The sequence below is a fragment of the uncultured Flavobacterium sp. genome (assembly GCF_963922255.1).
In the GTDB taxonomy this organism is placed as follows: domain Bacteria; phylum Bacteroidota; class Bacteroidia; order Flavobacteriales; family Flavobacteriaceae; genus Flavobacterium.
Map to the genome: position 1 here is coordinate 72,199 of NZ_CAWUIC010000002.1, position 15,468 is coordinate 87,666.

Annotated in this window: 16 protein-coding genes and 1 tRNA gene; 4 read left to right on the forward strand and 13 right to left on the reverse strand. The window is 30.6% G+C overall.

All coding sequences use genetic code 11. The features are described 5' to 3' along the window. Nucleotides 1–73 precede the first annotated feature (73 nt). Together rpoN and AABJ49_RS02410 are read left to right on the forward strand one after the other, a co-directional pair. Nucleotides 74–1,528 (forward strand): RNA polymerase factor sigma-54, encoded by a 1,455-nt coding sequence (rpoN, locus tag AABJ49_RS02405; protein WP_338375806.1) that lies wholly within the window; start codon nucleotides 74–76, stop codon nucleotides 1,526–1,528. 8 nt (nucleotides 1,529–1,536) lie between these two features. Then, on the forward strand, nucleotides 1,537–2,145 hold the full coding sequence (locus AABJ49_RS02410; protein WP_338375807.1) for a hypothetical protein: 609 nt from the start codon (nucleotides 1,537–1,539) through the stop codon (nucleotides 2,143–2,145). On the opposite strand, the gene AABJ49_RS02415 is transcribed toward AABJ49_RS02410, so the two are convergent. The 9 genes from AABJ49_RS02415 to AABJ49_RS02455 form a co-directional block, all read right to left on the reverse strand. Next, nucleotides 2,140–2,814 (reverse strand): porin family protein, encoded by a 675-nt coding sequence (locus AABJ49_RS02415; protein WP_338375811.1) that lies wholly within the window; start codon nucleotides 2,812–2,814, stop codon nucleotides 2,140–2,142. The genes AABJ49_RS02410 and AABJ49_RS02415 overlap by 6 nt on opposite strands. 74 nt (nucleotides 2,815–2,888) lie before the next feature. Next, nucleotides 2,889–3,365: a biopolymer transporter ExbD gene (locus tag AABJ49_RS02420; RefSeq protein WP_338375812.1), complete on the reverse strand. Its 477-nt coding sequence runs from the start codon at nucleotides 3,363–3,365 to the stop codon at nucleotides 2,889–2,891. Nucleotides 3,366–3,379: 14 nt separating this feature from the next. Further along, nucleotides 3,380–4,000: a biopolymer transporter ExbD gene (locus tag AABJ49_RS02425; RefSeq protein WP_338375814.1), complete on the reverse strand. Its 621-nt coding sequence runs from the start codon at nucleotides 3,998–4,000 to the stop codon at nucleotides 3,380–3,382. A gap of 4 nt (nucleotides 4,001–4,004) precedes the next feature. Beyond that, nucleotides 4,005–4,430, reverse strand: coding sequence for a hypothetical protein (locus tag AABJ49_RS02430; RefSeq protein WP_338375816.1), 426 nt, complete (start codon nucleotides 4,428–4,430; stop codon nucleotides 4,005–4,007). Between the two features lie 24 nt (nucleotides 4,431–4,454). After that, nucleotides 4,455–5,267, reverse strand: coding sequence for a MotA/TolQ/ExbB proton channel family protein (locus AABJ49_RS02435; protein ID WP_338375818.1), 813 nt, complete (start codon nucleotides 5,265–5,267; stop codon nucleotides 4,455–4,457). Nucleotides 5,268–5,342: 75 nt separating this feature from the next. After that, nucleotides 5,343–5,430, reverse strand: a tRNA-Ser gene (locus tag AABJ49_RS02440). Nucleotides 5,431–5,501: 71 nt separating this feature from the next. Further along, entirely contained in the window at nucleotides 5,502–6,533 is a 1,032-nt protein-coding gene (locus tag AABJ49_RS02445) for an asparaginase (protein ID WP_338375820.1), read from the reverse strand. Then, entirely contained in the window at nucleotides 6,520–7,659 is a 1,140-nt protein-coding gene (locus AABJ49_RS02450; RefSeq protein WP_338375822.1) for a 1-acyl-sn-glycerol-3-phosphate acyltransferase, read from the reverse strand. The genes AABJ49_RS02445 and AABJ49_RS02450 overlap by 14 nt, the downstream gene beginning before the upstream one ends. Nucleotides 7,660–7,724: 65 nt before the next feature. Then, the gene (locus tag AABJ49_RS02455) at nucleotides 7,725–8,498 is read right to left on the reverse strand and encodes a TatD family hydrolase (protein ID WP_338375824.1); all 774 of its coding nucleotides are present in this window, start codon (nucleotides 8,496–8,498) and stop codon (nucleotides 7,725–7,727) included. A 75-nt stretch (nucleotides 8,499–8,573) separates the two neighbouring features. Here AABJ49_RS02455 and AABJ49_RS02460 point away from each other — a divergent pair, with 75 nt between their 5' ends. Beyond that, nucleotides 8,574–9,011, forward strand: a complete 438-nt coding sequence (locus AABJ49_RS02460) for a retropepsin-like aspartic protease (RefSeq protein WP_338375826.1) — start codon at nucleotides 8,574–8,576, stop codon at nucleotides 9,009–9,011. A gap of 196 nt (nucleotides 9,012–9,207) precedes the next feature. On the opposite strand, the gene odhB is transcribed toward AABJ49_RS02460, so the two are convergent. Together odhB and AABJ49_RS02470 are read right to left on the reverse strand one after the other, a co-directional pair. Then, nucleotides 9,208–10,422, reverse strand: coding sequence for a 2-oxoglutarate dehydrogenase complex dihydrolipoyllysine-residue succinyltransferase (gene odhB / locus AABJ49_RS02465; protein ID WP_338375828.1), 1,215 nt, complete (start codon nucleotides 10,420–10,422; stop codon nucleotides 9,208–9,210). Between the two features lie 58 nt (nucleotides 10,423–10,480). Continuing rightward, nucleotides 10,481–13,252, reverse strand: coding sequence for a 2-oxoglutarate dehydrogenase E1 component (locus tag AABJ49_RS02470; RefSeq protein ID WP_338375830.1), 2,772 nt, complete (start codon nucleotides 13,250–13,252; stop codon nucleotides 10,481–10,483). Between the two features lie 175 nt (nucleotides 13,253–13,427). On the opposite strand from AABJ49_RS02470, the gene AABJ49_RS02475 reads away from it, so the two are divergent. Continuing rightward, on the forward strand, nucleotides 13,428–13,949 hold the full coding sequence (locus tag AABJ49_RS02475) for a hypothetical protein (RefSeq protein ID WP_338375832.1): 522 nt from the start codon (nucleotides 13,428–13,430) through the stop codon (nucleotides 13,947–13,949). Here the strand turns inward: AABJ49_RS02475 and AABJ49_RS02480 are convergent. Together AABJ49_RS02480 and AABJ49_RS02485 are read right to left on the reverse strand one after the other, a co-directional pair. Further along, on the reverse strand, nucleotides 13,946–14,296 hold the full coding sequence (locus AABJ49_RS02480) for a hypothetical protein (protein ID WP_338375834.1): 351 nt from the start codon (nucleotides 14,294–14,296) through the stop codon (nucleotides 13,946–13,948). The two genes, AABJ49_RS02475 and AABJ49_RS02480, sit on opposite strands and share 4 nt — an antisense overlap. 75 nt (nucleotides 14,297–14,371) lie before the next feature. Then, nucleotides 14,372–15,346, reverse strand: a complete 975-nt coding sequence (locus tag AABJ49_RS02485; RefSeq protein ID WP_338375836.1) for a polyprenyl synthetase family protein — start codon at nucleotides 15,344–15,346, stop codon at nucleotides 14,372–14,374. Nucleotides 15,347–15,468: the final 122 nt, after the last annotated feature.

Sequence of the window (15,468 nt, forward strand, 5' to 3'; positions counted from 1 at the left end):
AAATATATGTGCTATATATGTACAAACCCTTTTAAACTTTTAAACTCATAACCTTTTAACCAAAAGAAGAAAAATGCTTAAACACAGTTTACAATTCAAATTATCTCAAAAATTATCTCCACAACAAATACAGTTGATGAAGTTAATTCAATTGCCTACGCAAGCTTTTGAACAGCGTTTGGAAGAAGAATTAGTGGAAAATCCAGCGTTAGAAAGTGGAAAAGATGAAGTGGAAGATTATGATGATTTCAATGATGCATCTGATGATTATGACGATGATAACGAAAGAATTGAAACAGATATCAATATTGATGAATATTTAAGCAATGATGAAACTCCTGATTATAAATATCAGGCCAATAATTATAGTGATGATGACGAAGATAAAAGCACACCAATTGCTGCTGGAATAAGTTTTCATCAAGATTTAATCAACCAATTGAATACGTTTATCCTAAATGATGATGAACGAAGTATTGCTGAATTTCTAGTGGGAAGTATCGATGATATGGGTTACATCAGAAGAAGTATTCAAGATATGGTGGATGACATGGCTTTTACGCAAGGAATTTATACAGATGAAAAAACGGTTGAACGTATTTTACAAGTGGTTCAAGAATTAGAGCCTTCTGGTGTTGGTGCTCGTGATTTACAAGAATGTTTATTACTTCAATTAAAACATAAAACTCCGAATGAATCTATTGACTTAGCGACTAAAATTATAGAAGATCAATTTGATGCTTTTTCGAAAAAACATTATGACAAATTACTTCAAAAATTTGATGTTTCTAAAGACCAATTGCGAAAAGCTATTGATGAAATTGAAAGATTAAACCCTAAACCAGGTGGCTCTTATGGTGGAAATCTAAAAATGACCGAACATGTTGTTCCCGATTTTACCATTAAAATTATTGATGGTGAACTAGATTTAACCTTAAACGGAAGAAATGCACCTGAACTTCACGTGTCTAAAGACTATCAAGACATGTTGAAAACCTATAAAGACACCAGCGAAAAATCAAATTCTCAAAAAGATGCTGTTCAGTTTATCAAACAAAAATTGGATTCAGCTAAATGGTTTATTGATGCTATAAAACAACGTAGCGAAACTTTATATGTTACCATGAATGCCATTATGCATTACCAACAAGAATTCTTTTTAGATGGAGATGAAACCAAACTTCGTCCAATGATTTTAAAAGACATTGCAGATATGGTTGGTTTAGATATTTCAACGGTTTCTCGTGTTGCCAATAGTAAATATGTTGATACACCTTATGGAACAAAATTAATAAAAGATTACTTTAGTGAATCGATGACTAATGATCAAGGTGAAGAAGTATCTACTATTGAAATTAAAAACATCTTGCAACAAGTAATTGAAAACGAAGACAAAAAGAAACCTTATCCTGATGATAAATTAGCTGAAATTTTATTAGAAAAAGGATATCCAATTGCTCGTAGAACTATTGCAAAATATAGAGAACTATTAGATATTCCTGTAGCACGTTTGCGTAAGAAGATATAATTCCAGTTATGGATTTAAAAAAAACATTACCCTTATTTTCATATATATTTCATCCCATATTTATTACTTTTTATGGAGTTCTACTTTATATTTGGCTTTCTAATTTGGGTTTTAATTCATTATCACTCGTATTATTAATTCAAGTGATAATTTTGACAATATTATTACCTTTATCTATTTATTACTTATTAAAAGCAACAGGGCATATAAAATCATTTACAGAAGCCACCATAAATGAAAGAAAGTTTCCTATATTATTACAAGCTGTTTTTTTATTTTTGTTGCTAAAATTTAGTGGCTTTCTTGAGGAATTACCAGCACTTTATTTTTTTATGTTGGGTGGTCTAATTGCTTCTTTAACGGCTTTTATTCTAACTTTTGCAAACTTTAAGGTTAGTTTGCACATGATTGGAGTTTGTTCGTTACTAATGTTTGTAATAAGCCTAAGCCTATACTTAAACACTTCAATACTACCGTTAATTGCTTTGATGATTGTTATTTTGGGGAATGTTGCTTCTTCCAGACTTTTTATGAAATCTCATAATACTATCGAACTTATTGCTGGTTCTTTTATTGGATTTCTATCGCAAGTAATTTTATGGCAATTTTACTTATAAAATATAGAATACAAAACCAATATTAAAAGAGCTTAATTCTAACTTCTTATTATTTAATTTAACGTCTTCAAAAATTGGTGTCAATGAATATTGTACGTAAATATTTCCTGTATTATTTCCAACAGATAAATATGTTGCATATTTAATTTTTGATAAATCACTATTTCCTTTAAATGTAATATCTTGTGTATCTGATTTAAAAACAGATTTATCCGCGAATAAGTAAGATACTTTAAATCCTCCATAAATTCTCCAAAATTTATGACTCTCAAATGTTGAATTTCTCCAACGAATCTCAATCGGTAAATCTAAATGATGTAAAACCAATTTATTTTTATCAAATGTATCATCAATTGTATAAGTTGTAATTGATGAAGAATTATCTACTTTTATATTATTCTTTAAATTATTATATGAATAACCTAAACCAGCAGCAATTGCCCAAGTTCTTTTCTTGTTAAAAGGCATATCGCGAAGAAAACCAACAGAAATTCCAGAAGATAAGGAATGTTGACTAAAACCGTCAGGTCTATTCTGCACAAGGTTTAATGACAAGGTTGCATACATTTGGTCTTCTCTATACAAAGAATCTATAGTTGTCTTTTGCTCTTCTTGAGAAAAAACGACAACCGTAGAAAAGATAAAAAAAGACAATAGTAAGTTTTTCACTTTTAAATTTTTTTATAAAAATAATAAAAAAAGGCATCCATATGGACACCTTTTCATTTTATTAAAGCAATTAATTATTTAGTAGTTACGCTCCCTTGAGTAGTAGTATAATTAACTTTTAATTGTTCCGCTTTTCTTAATTCTTGTTTAATGTCAGTTACCAATCCCATTTTAACATCTTTATCAATTTTTAATGAAGCTGTTAAATAAGGTTCTGCATCTGAATTTCTTGCTGCTCTTTCTGAAGTAACAAAACTTTGAATTTCACTAGCATTAGATAATCTATCATTCAATTGAATTCTGGCATTACTACCATAAGTACTTTGATATCTTTCGCTTGGCTTACCAGCATAAATATACATTACATATTCTTTTTTGAACAATTTAGATGTTTGATCAGCTTTAGGCAATTTATTCTCTATCATTAAATCACTATCTTTCATAGTAGTAGCAACCATAAAGAAAAACAATAGCATAAATACAATATCTGGTAAAGATGCTGTTGAAATTGCTGGCATATCGCCCGATTTTTTCTTGTTAAACTTAGACATTTTTCTAAAATTTATTAGTTACGTTTTGGTTCTGCTTCCGAAAGTCTCTGTGGAAATAATTCTTGAATATACTTCACTTTCTCTCCAATCTTATCAAGTTCTACATCTGAATATTCTCCTTTTGATGCAGGATCACTATATATGTATTCTAATTCTGAAAATGTAACTCCATATTTTTTTAAACTTTCTCTGTTTCTTAAAATATTATAAGCGGCTACAAGTTCATTTTGAACAGCTATATAAGTTGCATAAGTTGTTTCAGAATCATTTGATAATGAAATCACAGCATCTAATGGACTATCTGATGACAAAGGATCTTTTGAACCTTCACAGTAGCTACAAATATTTTTTCCGTTATTTTCAAGAAAATCAATTGCAGCTTGTCTAAGATCTTTAATATCCATTAATTGTTCTTCAACTAACAACTGATTATTCATATTAACCAATACTGTTAATATATTTCTTTCATTGATATTTGGTGGATCTGGTTGTTCTTGCATTGGTGGCAATTTTCTATTAATTCCTTGATCCACTCCGATAGTTGTTGTAACTAAGAAGAAGATAAGCAATAAGAAGGCAATATCTGCCATAGAGCCTGCATTTACTTCTGGTGGTGCACCTCTTTTCTTTGCCATATTATTATTTTTTTGCGTTTTTAAACATGAAGAAGAATAAAGATCCTAAAGCAACTGTTCCTAAAATGTAAGTCATGTTTAGACCTGTACTTACCCATTTAGATGAACTTCCTGAAACCAATAATTCTTTTTTAACATTATAAACATCTGATCCATCAGCTATAACATATGAAATAACCAACACTCCTGCTAATATCCCAAGGGTTATCAATGTTCTTTTTAATGTGTCTTTGTGCGTAAACAGATTCTTTAATACATAAATTAAAACTATTGCAACACATGCAAATAGGATTACATAAGATAAATATATAAGGGCTGAAATCCAACTTTCATTATTACCATCTCCGTTAGCCATAACTAGTGCTAAAAACACTAAACTAAGTACTGCAATAATAAGAGCTGCTATTTTTGTTACTTTATGTAAATTCATAACAGTTATATATTTTTTAAGTTATTATTTTCTATAGTCTGATAACATATCGATTAACATGATAGAAGCATCTTCCATGTCGTTAACGATAGAATCAATTTTTGCAGTGATGTAGTTATAGAAAACTTGTAAGATCATTGCTACGATAAGACCGAATACAGTTGTTAATAAGGCAACTTTAATACCTCCAGCAACTAAAGATGGCTCCATAGATCCAGCAGACTCGATATTATCAAATGCTTCAATCATACCAATTACAGTTCCCATGAAACCTAACATCGGTGCTAATGCAATAAATAAAGAAATCCAAGAAACGTTTTTCTCTAATTGTCCCATTTGAACTCCACCATAAGCTACAACAGCTTTTTCAGCAGAATCAACTCCATGCTCATATCTGTCTAAACCTTGGTAATAAATAGAAGCAACTGGTCCTGATGTATTTCTACAAACTTCTTTAGCAGCGTTAACTCCACCTGATTTTAATGCATCTTCTACATCAGCAACTAATTTTTTAGTGTTAGTAGTAGATAAATTTAAGTATATAATTCTTTCAATAGCAATTGCTAAACCTAAAATTAAACATAATAATACGATTCCCATAAATCCAGGCCCACCTTCAACGAAACGTTGCTTTAATTTTTGGGTAAATGATGCTTCAGCAGCTGGTGCATCTTCATCAGCAGTTGTAGTCTCTACTGCATTTGCTTCGTCTGCTTGAGCTGCAACTTCTTCAACTTGTGTTTGTGCTGCTGCTGTAGAATCTGTAGCTTCTTGTGCTTGTACGCTTCCGAAAGCCATAATCCCTGTGATTGCTAAAATAGAAAATAATCTTTTCATTGCTCTTGTTCTTAATTTTAATTAGTTAATTTGGTTAAAAGTATAAAATATTTATTAAAATACAAATTGTTTGTGCGGAGAGGAAGGGATTCGAACCCTCGATACCCTTTTGGAGTATACATACTTTCCAGGCATGCTCCTTCGACCACTCGGACACCTCTCCAGAGGAGAACTGAATTTGAAGATGCTAAATAACATAAAAATTCTCACGTGGAAAAATTTTCTTTGTTATTTTTATATCATTTCACCTCTTAAAGGTGTTTCAAAAATGGTTTTGAACACTTTAGGTGAGACTTTTTGACCTAATAAGTACATCAATTTTGTAATTGCTGCCTCCGAAGTTATGTCTTTTCCTGAGACTATTCCTATGTTTTTCAACTGTGTACTAGTTTCATATTGCCCCATATTTACACTTCCACCACTGCATTGCGTAACATTAATAACGCAAATATTATTTTTTATTGCATTTGTAAGTTCAGAAATAAACCAATCTGATGATGGTGCATTTCCTGAACCATAAGTTTCCAAAATAATTCCTTTTAAATTTGGTGTCTTTAAAATTGATGCTAAAACGTTTTTATTAATACCAGGAAACAATTTTATAATGGCTACATTATCATCAAATGAAGTATTCACTTTTAATTTTTTTGCCCCTTTATTTTTTAGCAATAAATCTCTATTCACTTTAAGATGAACACCAGATTCTGCTAATTCAGGAAAGTTTGGTGAAGCAAATGCATTAAAATGTTCGGCACTTATTTTTGTTGTTCGATTGCCTCTATATAATTTATATTCAAAATAAAGGCAAACTTCGTTAAAAACAGGCTTCCCTTTTTCTTGTAGAGAAGCAATTTGAATTGCAGTGATTAGATTTTCTTTGGCATCTGTTCTTAAATCTCCAATTGGCAATTGTGAACCCGTAAAAACAACAGGTTTTGATAAATTTTCCAACATAAAACTTAGAGCAGAAGCACTATATGACATCGTATCTGAACCGTGTAAAACAACAAAACCATCAAAAGCATCATATTTTTCTTCAATAGTTGTTGCAATATTTTGCCAATTTTCTATTTGAATATTAGAAGAATCAATTGGATTTGCAAAAGAAACAGTATCTATTTCGCAGTCTAATAAGTGTAATTCTGGAATCCGCTTTAACAATTTTTTAAAATCAAATGCTTTTAAAGCTCCTGTATCATAATCTTTAACCATACCAATCGTTCCACCAGTATAGATAAGTAATATTTTTGGTTTAGATTGTGGCATTGTTGTATTTCAATTTATTTACTACAGGATTAGCATACATAGCCAAAAACCCTTCTCTTAAAACAGTTGAGTTTTCATCAATACGAAGTTCTAATCTTCTTTGAAACAATTGTTTTTCTTCAATACTATATTTACTTTCAAATTGATTTGTGTTGTTCAACATATCATAAGCTATATAATTTGTTGGCCATAACTTATAAGACTGTAATATAGAGTCATCAATTTTTTGAGTTAGTAATTGAATCTGTTTATTAGGATTTTGCTCCACAGATACTATTTCATCAATTTCTGATGATAAAACATCTCCAACATGAATATGAATTCTTTTCTTTTGTCCGATAATTCCGCTTAATAAGGTGATAAAATCTTCGTTTTTCTCCTTTATATATATTTCTTTTTTTGCTTCTGCTAAAAGTTGTGGCATTTTTAAAGCATCTGTTGGATCATATTCATAAGAAAGCGAAACAGGAACAATTTTAATTTTCTTAAAATATTCCATGATATCTTTATCTTCTGCCCCCATTGATAGCATCTTTAAAACTCCTGAATGAGTAGCATCATTACCATCTTTAGTCCTTCCTTCACGTTGAGCAATCCAAACCGAACGATTTTCTTTCAACAATAATTGAGCTATAAATTCTGACATGTTTTTAGAACTTCCTAATAATTCTCTTGGTGAAAGTCCTCTTTGAACCACAAAATTTCTATTTAATTTAGAAAGTGCTAGTAAGAATGATTTTTTTACTAAATTATCTCCAATGGCTGAAGCTGTCATGACTAAACCGTGATCAAATAAAGCAACATTTAACAATGAAGTATCTAAAATTATATCTCTATGGTTGGAAATAAAAAGATACGAAGTGTTTGGTTCTAATTTCTCAAAACCCGAAGTTGTTAATCCATCAGAACTTTTTTCTAAAACTTTTTGAACTGACTTATAGATAAAATTACATTGAAAATCTCTGATTGAATGTGTTTCAGTTAATTTTGCTTTCCAAACCTCATCATCAACATCTGGAAAAGTAAAATTCATCAATGCCTTCATCATGGGATGATTTAATGAAGATTTTAAAGCAGCATTTACTTCAGCATCATAAAAAAATCGAATGGCATCAAACTTTGACATGTATTAATTTTATTTTTAAGAAAACAAAAGAACAAAAAAATAATGAATTTAAAGGTAATTTTAAGTTAAATCCCAAAAATAGCTTTTGAATTTTCGGTTGTTATGTTGGCAATTTCTTCAACAGAAACGTTATATATTTCAGCTAATTTTTGAGCAACTAATAAGGCATAACTACTTTCATTGCGTTTACCACGGTAAGGTACTGGTGCTAAATAAGGTGAATCGGTTTCTAAAACAATATGCTTTAAATCTATTTGATTCAGAAATTGGTCAATCTTTCCGTTTTTGAAAGTAGCAACTCCTCCAATTCCAAGTTTCATTCCTAATGAAATGGCTAACTGGGCTTGTTCCAAGTTTCCTGTAAAGCAATGAAAAATTCCGTATAAATTATCGTCTTTTTCAGACTCTAAAACTTCAAAAACCTCATCAAAAGCATCTCGACAATGAATATTGATACCTAAATTGTATTTTTTTGCTAATTGAATTTGATATTTAAAAGCGTGTTTTTGAATATCCAAAGTGGTTTTGTCCCAAAATAAATCAATTCCGATTTCTCCAATCGCATAGAACTTTCTTTTTTCTAATTCTGTTTCAACATGAGCTAATTCTTCTAAATAATTTTCTTTTACATAACAAGGATGCAAACCCATCATCAAAAAGATATTTTCAGGAAATTGAGTTTCTAAATCATACATTTTTTGAGTGTAACTCGAATCAATTGAAGGAATAAAAAATCGTGAAACTCCAGCATCAATTGCTTTTTGAATAACTTCTTTTCGGTCTTCATTAAATTGTGAAGAATATAAATGGGTGTGTGTATCAGTTAAAATTAGTTTCAAAATTTATAGTTTCAGATTGTAAAGTTTATGATTACAAAGTTAGTTGTTTTTATATAATTCTACTATTTTTGAGCTATGGAAGAAATTCAAGATTTTTTAAAAGGCAAAAAATACAAAAAGATAAAATTTAAGGTTTTAAAAACCCAACATTTATTGGTTACTGCCAAAATAAATGACATTAAAGGAACATTCATTTTAGATACTGGTGCAAGCAATAGTTGTGTGGGTTTTGATGAAATTATTAAGTTTGAATTATTTGCCGAAAACTCTGAAACCAAAGCTGCTGGTGCTGGTGCAACTGGAATGCTAACACAATTATCAAAAAAGAACAAATTACAAATGGGAAGATGGAAATCTGAAACCTTGAATTTAGTGGTTTTTGATATGAGTCACGTTAATGAAGCCTTGATAAGTTATAAAACCAAACCTGTAAACGGAATTATTGGCGCTGATGTTTTATTAGAAGGAAAAGCTATTATTGATTATGCCAATCATTATTTGTATTTGAAATAATTTTTGGGCAATTGCTAAAGCACCACGCTATCCATTATAGTTTTGCAAAACCATTTATCAAAGTTTTGCAAAAGCTGCCATTCCTATCGTTATTGCAATAAGTACTAAAAAACAAAATCCCAAACTCAATTAAGAATTTGGAATTTAACTTTATATTAAACCTGACAAGTTTTGAAATCCTATCAGGTTTGTTTTTCTATAATTCTAAAGCTTTCTTAGGGTTGTTATCCATTAATAATTCTACTGGATTTTCTAAAGCTTCTTTAATAGCTACTAAGAAACCAACTGACTCACGACCATCAATAATTCTGTGATCGTAAGACAAAGCTACGTACATCATTGGGTGAATTTCAACTTTTCCATCCACTGCAATTGGACGCTCAATAATGTTGTGCATTCCTAAAATTCCAGATTGTGGTGGATTGATAATCGGTGTAGATAACATACTTCCAAAAACACCACCATTTGTAATCGTAAATGTTCCTCCAGTCATATCATCAACTGTAATTTGTCCATCACGTGCTCTTAAAGCTAATCTTTTGATTTCTGCTTCAACTCCACGGAAAGTTAATAATTCTGCATTACGAACAACAGGAACCATTAAACCTTTTGGTCCAGAAACTGCGATAGAAATGTCAGCAAAATCATAAGCTACTTTATAATCACCATCCATCATTGAGTTCACATCTGGATATAATTGTAATGCTCTTGTAACTGCTTTAGTAAAGAATGACATATATCCTAAACCAACACCATTGTGCTTAGCTTTGAATTCGTCTTTATATTGATTTCTAATAGTATTAATTGGTGTCATGTTAACTTCGTTAAAAGTCGTTAACATCGCTGTTTCGTTTTTAGCAGCTACTAAACGTTCAGCCACTTTTCTACGCAACATTGATAATTTTGTTCTTTCAGAACTACGAGAACCACCTGTTGGAGTTCCCATTGAAGGTACAGCATTTACAGCATCGTCTTTAGTGATTCTTCCATCTTTTCCTGTTCCAACAATATCTGAAGGTTGAATATTTTTTTCTTCTAAAATTTTTCTTGCTGCTGGAGAAGGAGTTTGAGATGCATATGTTTTCTCAGCTGCTGGAGCTGCTTTTGGTGCTTCTGGTTTTTTTTCTTCAACTTTTGCTTCAGTTTTAGCTGGTGCATCACCTGCTGGTTTTGCTGCACTTGTATCAATTAAACATACTACTGCTCCAACAGCGACTGCATCACCTTCTTCAGCTTTTAGTGTAATAATTCCACTTTCTTCTGCAGGCAATTCTAATGTTGCTTTGTCTGAGTCAACCTCAGCAATAGCTTGATCTTTTTCTACGTAATCGCCATCTTGTACTAACCAAGTTGCAATTTCTACTTCTGTAATCGATTCTCCCGGAGATGGGACTTTCATTTCTAAAATCATATTCTTTTAGTTTAAAAGTTTTCCCTTAGACAAGCTTAGGGTTGTATTTGTGTTGTTTTTATTGAAATAATGTTTTGTCAAAAATCATGGCAATGGCATTCTTTTGACGCTTTTTAGAACGCTCATAACTTCCTGCTGCTGGTGCGCTATATGCTTTTGGTGATGCTAAACGAAGTTTAACTAAGTCAAAATTCATTAACATAAAACTATAAGCTCCCATGTTTTTAGGTTCTTCTTGAGCCCAAACATAGTCATCTACATTTGGATAACTTGCAATAATTTCTTTAATCTGATCAATTGCTAATGGAAATAACTGTTCTAAGCGAACTACAGCAACGTCATTTCTTTCTAATTCTTCTCTTTTTTCAATGATATCATAATATACTTTTCCTGTACAGAATACCAATGATTTAATTACTTTTTTATCTTTTACATTTGGATCATCCAATATTTCTTGGAATTGACCATTTGCCATTTCATCAGCTTTTGAAACTGCTAATGGATGACGCAACAAACTTTTTGGTGTAAACACAATTAAGGGTTTACGGAAATTTGTTAGCATTTGTCTTCTTAACAAGTGGAAGAAATTGGCTGGAGTTGTACAATCTGCAATATACATATTATGTTTAGCACACATTTGTAAATAACGTTCCATACGAGCAGATGAATGTTCTGCTCCTTGATTTTCATATCCATGAGGCAATAACATTACTAATCCATTTTGATTGTTCCATTTGTCTTCACCAGCAGAAATGTATTGATCAATCATGATTTGTGCACCGTTAGAGAAATCTCCAAATTGTGCTTCCCAAATTGTTAATGTTTTTGGTGAAGCCAATGCATAACCATACTCATAACCAACAACACCATATTCTGAAAGATGTGAATTATAAATATAAAAATTTCCTTTTTTGTCTTTGACTTTGTCAAGTAAAACAACTTCTTCTTCTGATTCTTCTACTTTTACAACTGCATGTCGGTGAGAAAAAGTTCCTCTTTCTACATCTTGTCCAGTAATACGAACATCATAACCTTCAGTTATTAAAGAACCATAGGCTAATAGCTCTCCCATTGCCCAATCCAAATTATCCGATTCGAAATACATATTCTTTCTATCGTTGATAATTTTCTTGATTTTACTAATGAATTTTTTGTCTTCTGGTAATTCTGAAATTGTTTTAGCAATCTCTGTTAATTTAGCTTTATCAAAAGATGTGTCATATTTTTTAAGCATTTCATCATCTGAAACTTGTTCAAAACCAGTCCATTCATTTTGCATAAATGGAGTGATAACTGTTAAATCTTTTTTACGAGATTCTTCTAAGTTTTCATCTAATTTTGCTTTATATTTTGCTTCTAATTCTTTCACATATCCAGCATCAATAATACCTTCTTGTCTTAATTTTTCGGCATAAATGTCACGAGAATTTTTATGTTTCGCAATTGCTTTATATAAAATAGGTTGCGTAAATTTAGGCTCATCACCTTCATTGTGACCGTATTTTCTATATCCTAATAAATCGATAAACACATCTGCACCAAATTCCATTCTATAATCTAATGCAAACAACATGGCATGAACTACAGCTTCTGCATCATCAGCATTTACGTGAAGTACTGGAGATAATGTTACTTTTGCAATATCTGTACAATATGTTGATGAACGAGCATCTAAATAGTTAGTTGTAAATCCAACTTGATTATTAATTACTAAATGAATTGTTCCACCTGTTTTAAAACCATCTAAGTTAGCCATTTGAATGATTTCATATACAATTCCTTGTCCAGCAATTGCAGCATCACCATGAACAGCGATTGGCAATACTTTTGAAACATCATTTGGATATAATCTATCTTGTTTAGCTCTTGCTATTCCTTCTATAACTGCTCCTACTGTTTCAAGGTGAGAAGGGTTAGGTGCTAAGTTTAGATTTATTTTTTTACCTGAATTTGTGCTTCTATCTGAAGTTAATCCTAAGTGATATTTAACATCACCATCAAAAGTTAAATCATCATCATAATCTTTTCCGTCAAATTCTGAGAAGATGTTTTGAGTGTTTTTTCCAAAAATATTTGCTAAAACATTTAAACGACCTCTATGTGCCATTCCCATTACAAATTGCTCTACTCCTTTTTCAGCAGCAGCTTCAATCAAAGCATCTAAAGCTGGAATTGCAGATTCACAACCTTCTAATGAAAAACGTTTTTGTCCAACATATTTTGCATGTAAAAAAGTTTCAAATGAAACTGCTTCATTTAGTTTTCCAAGTATATTTTTCTTTTGTTCTGGATTGAAATTAGGTTGGTTATCATTTATATCTAATCTATTTTTAACCCAACTTAATTTTTTTGGATCACGAATATACATGTATTCAACACCAATTGATTGACAATACACTTTTTCTAAGTGTTTTAATATATCAGTCAACGTACTTGGTGGCATATTAACAATCTTTGCTGCATCAAAAACAGTGTTTAAATCTGCTTCTGACAAATCAAAATTTTCTAATGCTAAAGTTGGTGTGTATGTTCTTCTATCTCTTACTGGGTTTGTTTTTGTAAATAAATGACCGCGAGTTCTGTAGCCATCAATTAAGCGAAGTACGTTGAATTCTTTTTGTGTTTTTTCAGCTACATGGTCACATGAAAAGTTACCATCTGTAATTTGTTGAGCCACATCTTGTGATCCAAAATTAGATTGACCAAAGTCAAATCCTTGAAAAAAACTTCTCCAACTTGGTTCAACACCATCTGGATTTTCTAAATATTGTTCGTATAAATCTGCGAAAAATGCAGTATGTGCAGCGTTTAAAAAGGAAAACCTATCCATATTGTGGTCTAAAAAGACATTTTGGTTAAATAATTGCACAAAAGTACAATAATTGCAAATATATTTTACTTATTTTTGGATACATTTATGAATTATTTTGAAAATTTCTCATAGATTCCCGAAATTTCTAAATATTTTACATTTTTATAAAAATTAACCTCTAAAAATTAAAGAAATGAAAATTAATTCTTTAAAAAAACATATTGCTTTAATAGCTTTGGTAATTTTTCAGTTTGCTTTTAGTCAGGATTCAAACCCAAAAAATAATTTTTGGAACAAAGTACAATTTGGTGGTGGACTTGGATTAGGCTTTGGAAATAATTCAACTAATATTTCTGTTGCACCAAGTGCCATTTATAATTTCAATGAAAAAGTAGCTTTAGGTGTTGGGATTCAATACAGTTATATCAGACAAAAAGATTTTTATACTTCTCATTTATATGGAGGAAGTATAATTGGATTAGTTAACCCTATTCAAGAAATACAATTATCTGCTGAATTAGAAGAATTGAGAGTCAATACTGATTTCGATAACTCTAGCTTGACTTCAGATAACTTTTGGAATACAGCTTTGTTTTTAGGAGCTGGTTATAAAACAAATAATGCGACAATTGGAGTTCGTTATAATGTTTTGCATAATGACAACAATAACATTTATACCACAGCTTTTATGCCTTTTGTAAGGGTTTATTTTTAGTATTTATTCCTAAACCAAACTTTTTGCCATTCTCTTTTTAAGATTAAAAAAGAAACTTGCTCGGCTAATTCTACTAAATCTGAACCGTCTAATTTTTTAATTTCGGTTTCAGAAACATCAATTATATATAGTAGATTTAGGTATTCTGCGAACTTAAATTGAATTAATTTCAATACTTTTTCATGTACTAAATCTTTAAATTGAAATGGAAAAATATCCAAAGGAATAGCAATGGCTTCATTAGCTAAAGCAAAATCTTTATTGGTTTGCTCAATCAATTTAAAATACAAATGTTCTTCTTCTGCTAGAGAAATTAGAGATTCGATATTAACAGGTTGTGTGTACATAAAATTCCAAAAAAATAATTCCAAATTCCAAATTCAGAATTATTGGAATTTGGAGTTTTAAAACTGGTATTTATTTTAAACGTTTCGATTCATTAGTTTTTCTCCAAAAGCATATAAAAGTTGTTTTTTTTCTTCAGAAATTTCCATTTTTTGCAGAGTTTCGAAGGCTTTTTGAGTATATTCTTTTATAGCTTCTTGTGTGGTTTTGCTTGCTCCTGATTCGTTGAAAATCGATTTTACAGTTTCAATTTTATCTGTATTATCCTTGGGCTGAATTGAAAACAAATGCATCAATTGATCTTTATCCTCTTTATTTCCATACTCCAATGCTTTTAGATATAGATATGTCTTTTTATTTTCAATAATATCACCTCCAATTTGTTTACCAAAAGTTTCTGGATTTCCAAAAGCGTCTAAATAATCATCTTGTAACTGAAAAGCAATTCCTAAATTCAATCCAAAATCATAAATTAAATCTGCGTTTTCTTTTGAAGCTTCTGCTACAATTGCACCCATCTTCATTGCGGCTCCAACTAAAACTGCTGTTTTATACTCTATCATTTTTAGATATTCTGGAATCGTAACATCATCACGCGTTTCAAAATCTACGTCGTATTGTTGTCCTTCACAAACTTCTAAAGCGGTTTTGCTAAATAATTTGGCTAAATCTCTAAAAATATTCGGTTCATAGTCTTCGAAATACTGATATGCTAGAATTAGCATTGCATCACCAGAAAGAATTCCGGTATTTATATTCCATTTTTCGTGAACTGTAACTTTTCCTCTTCGTAGTGGAGCATCATCCATGATATCATCATGAATCAAAGAAAAATTATGAAAAACCTCAACAGCTGTAGCTGCTTGCAACGCTTTTTTATAATCACAATCAAAAATCTCAGCAGTCATTAATGTCAAAACTGGACGCATTCGTTTTCCACCTAAACTCAAAATGTACTGAATTGGTTCGTATAGATTTTTTGGCTTTTTTGCTACAACTAATGAATTAAAATGATTAGAAATAACTTCTTGATATTCTGAAATGGAATGCATCTTTTGGGATTAGAATTATAAAACTTCACAAAAGTAAAATATTTATAGCTAATAACCGCTTAACAAATGAATCAATAATCTGAATGTTTCCAAAATGTTAAATTTTGTTAAAAACTTTGGAA

Excerpts from the sequence above, each read along its gene's own strand:
- rpoN (WP_338375806.1), top strand. The coding sequence starts at position 74 with ATGCTTAAACACAGTTTACAATTCAAATTATCTCAAAAATTATCTCCA.
- AABJ49_RS02410 (WP_338375807.1), top strand. The coding sequence starts at position 1,537 with ATGGATTTAAAAAAAACATTACCCTTATTTTCATATATATTTCATCCC.
- AABJ49_RS02420 (WP_338375812.1), bottom strand. The coding sequence starts at position 3,365 with ATGTCTAAGTTTAACAAGAAAAAATCGGGCGATATGCCAGCAATTTCA.
- AABJ49_RS02425 (WP_338375814.1), bottom strand. The coding sequence starts at position 4,000 with ATGGCAAAGAAAAGAGGTGCACCACCAGAAGTAAATGCAGGCTCTATG.
- AABJ49_RS02430 (WP_338375816.1), bottom strand. The coding sequence starts at position 4,430 with ATGAATTTACATAAAGTAACAAAAATAGCAGCTCTTATTATTGCAGTA.
- AABJ49_RS02435 (WP_338375818.1), bottom strand. The coding sequence starts at position 5,267 with ATGAAAAGATTATTTTCTATTTTAGCAATCACAGGGATTATGGCTTTC.
- AABJ49_RS02445 (WP_338375820.1), bottom strand. The coding sequence starts at position 6,533 with ATGCCACAATCTAAACCAAAAATATTACTTATCTATACTGGTGGAACG.
- AABJ49_RS02450 (WP_338375822.1), bottom strand. The coding sequence starts at position 7,659 with ATGTCAAAGTTTGATGCCATTCGATTTTTTTATGATGCTGAAGTAAAT.
- AABJ49_RS02460 (WP_338375826.1), top strand. The coding sequence starts at position 8,574 with ATGGAAGAAATTCAAGATTTTTTAAAAGGCAAAAAATACAAAAAGATA.
- odhB (WP_338375828.1), bottom strand. The coding sequence starts at position 10,422 with ATGATTTTAGAAATGAAAGTCCCATCTCCGGGAGAATCGATTACAGAA.
- AABJ49_RS02470 (WP_338375830.1), bottom strand. The coding sequence starts at position 13,252 with ATGGATAGGTTTTCCTTTTTAAACGCTGCACATACTGCATTTTTCGCA.
- AABJ49_RS02475 (WP_338375832.1), top strand. The coding sequence starts at position 13,428 with ATGAAAATTAATTCTTTAAAAAAACATATTGCTTTAATAGCTTTGGTA.
- AABJ49_RS02480 (WP_338375834.1), bottom strand. The coding sequence starts at position 14,296 with ATGTACACACAACCTGTTAATATCGAATCTCTAATTTCTCTAGCAGAA.
- AABJ49_RS02485 (WP_338375836.1), bottom strand. The coding sequence starts at position 15,346 with ATGCATTCCATTTCAGAATATCAAGAAGTTATTTCTAATCATTTTAAT.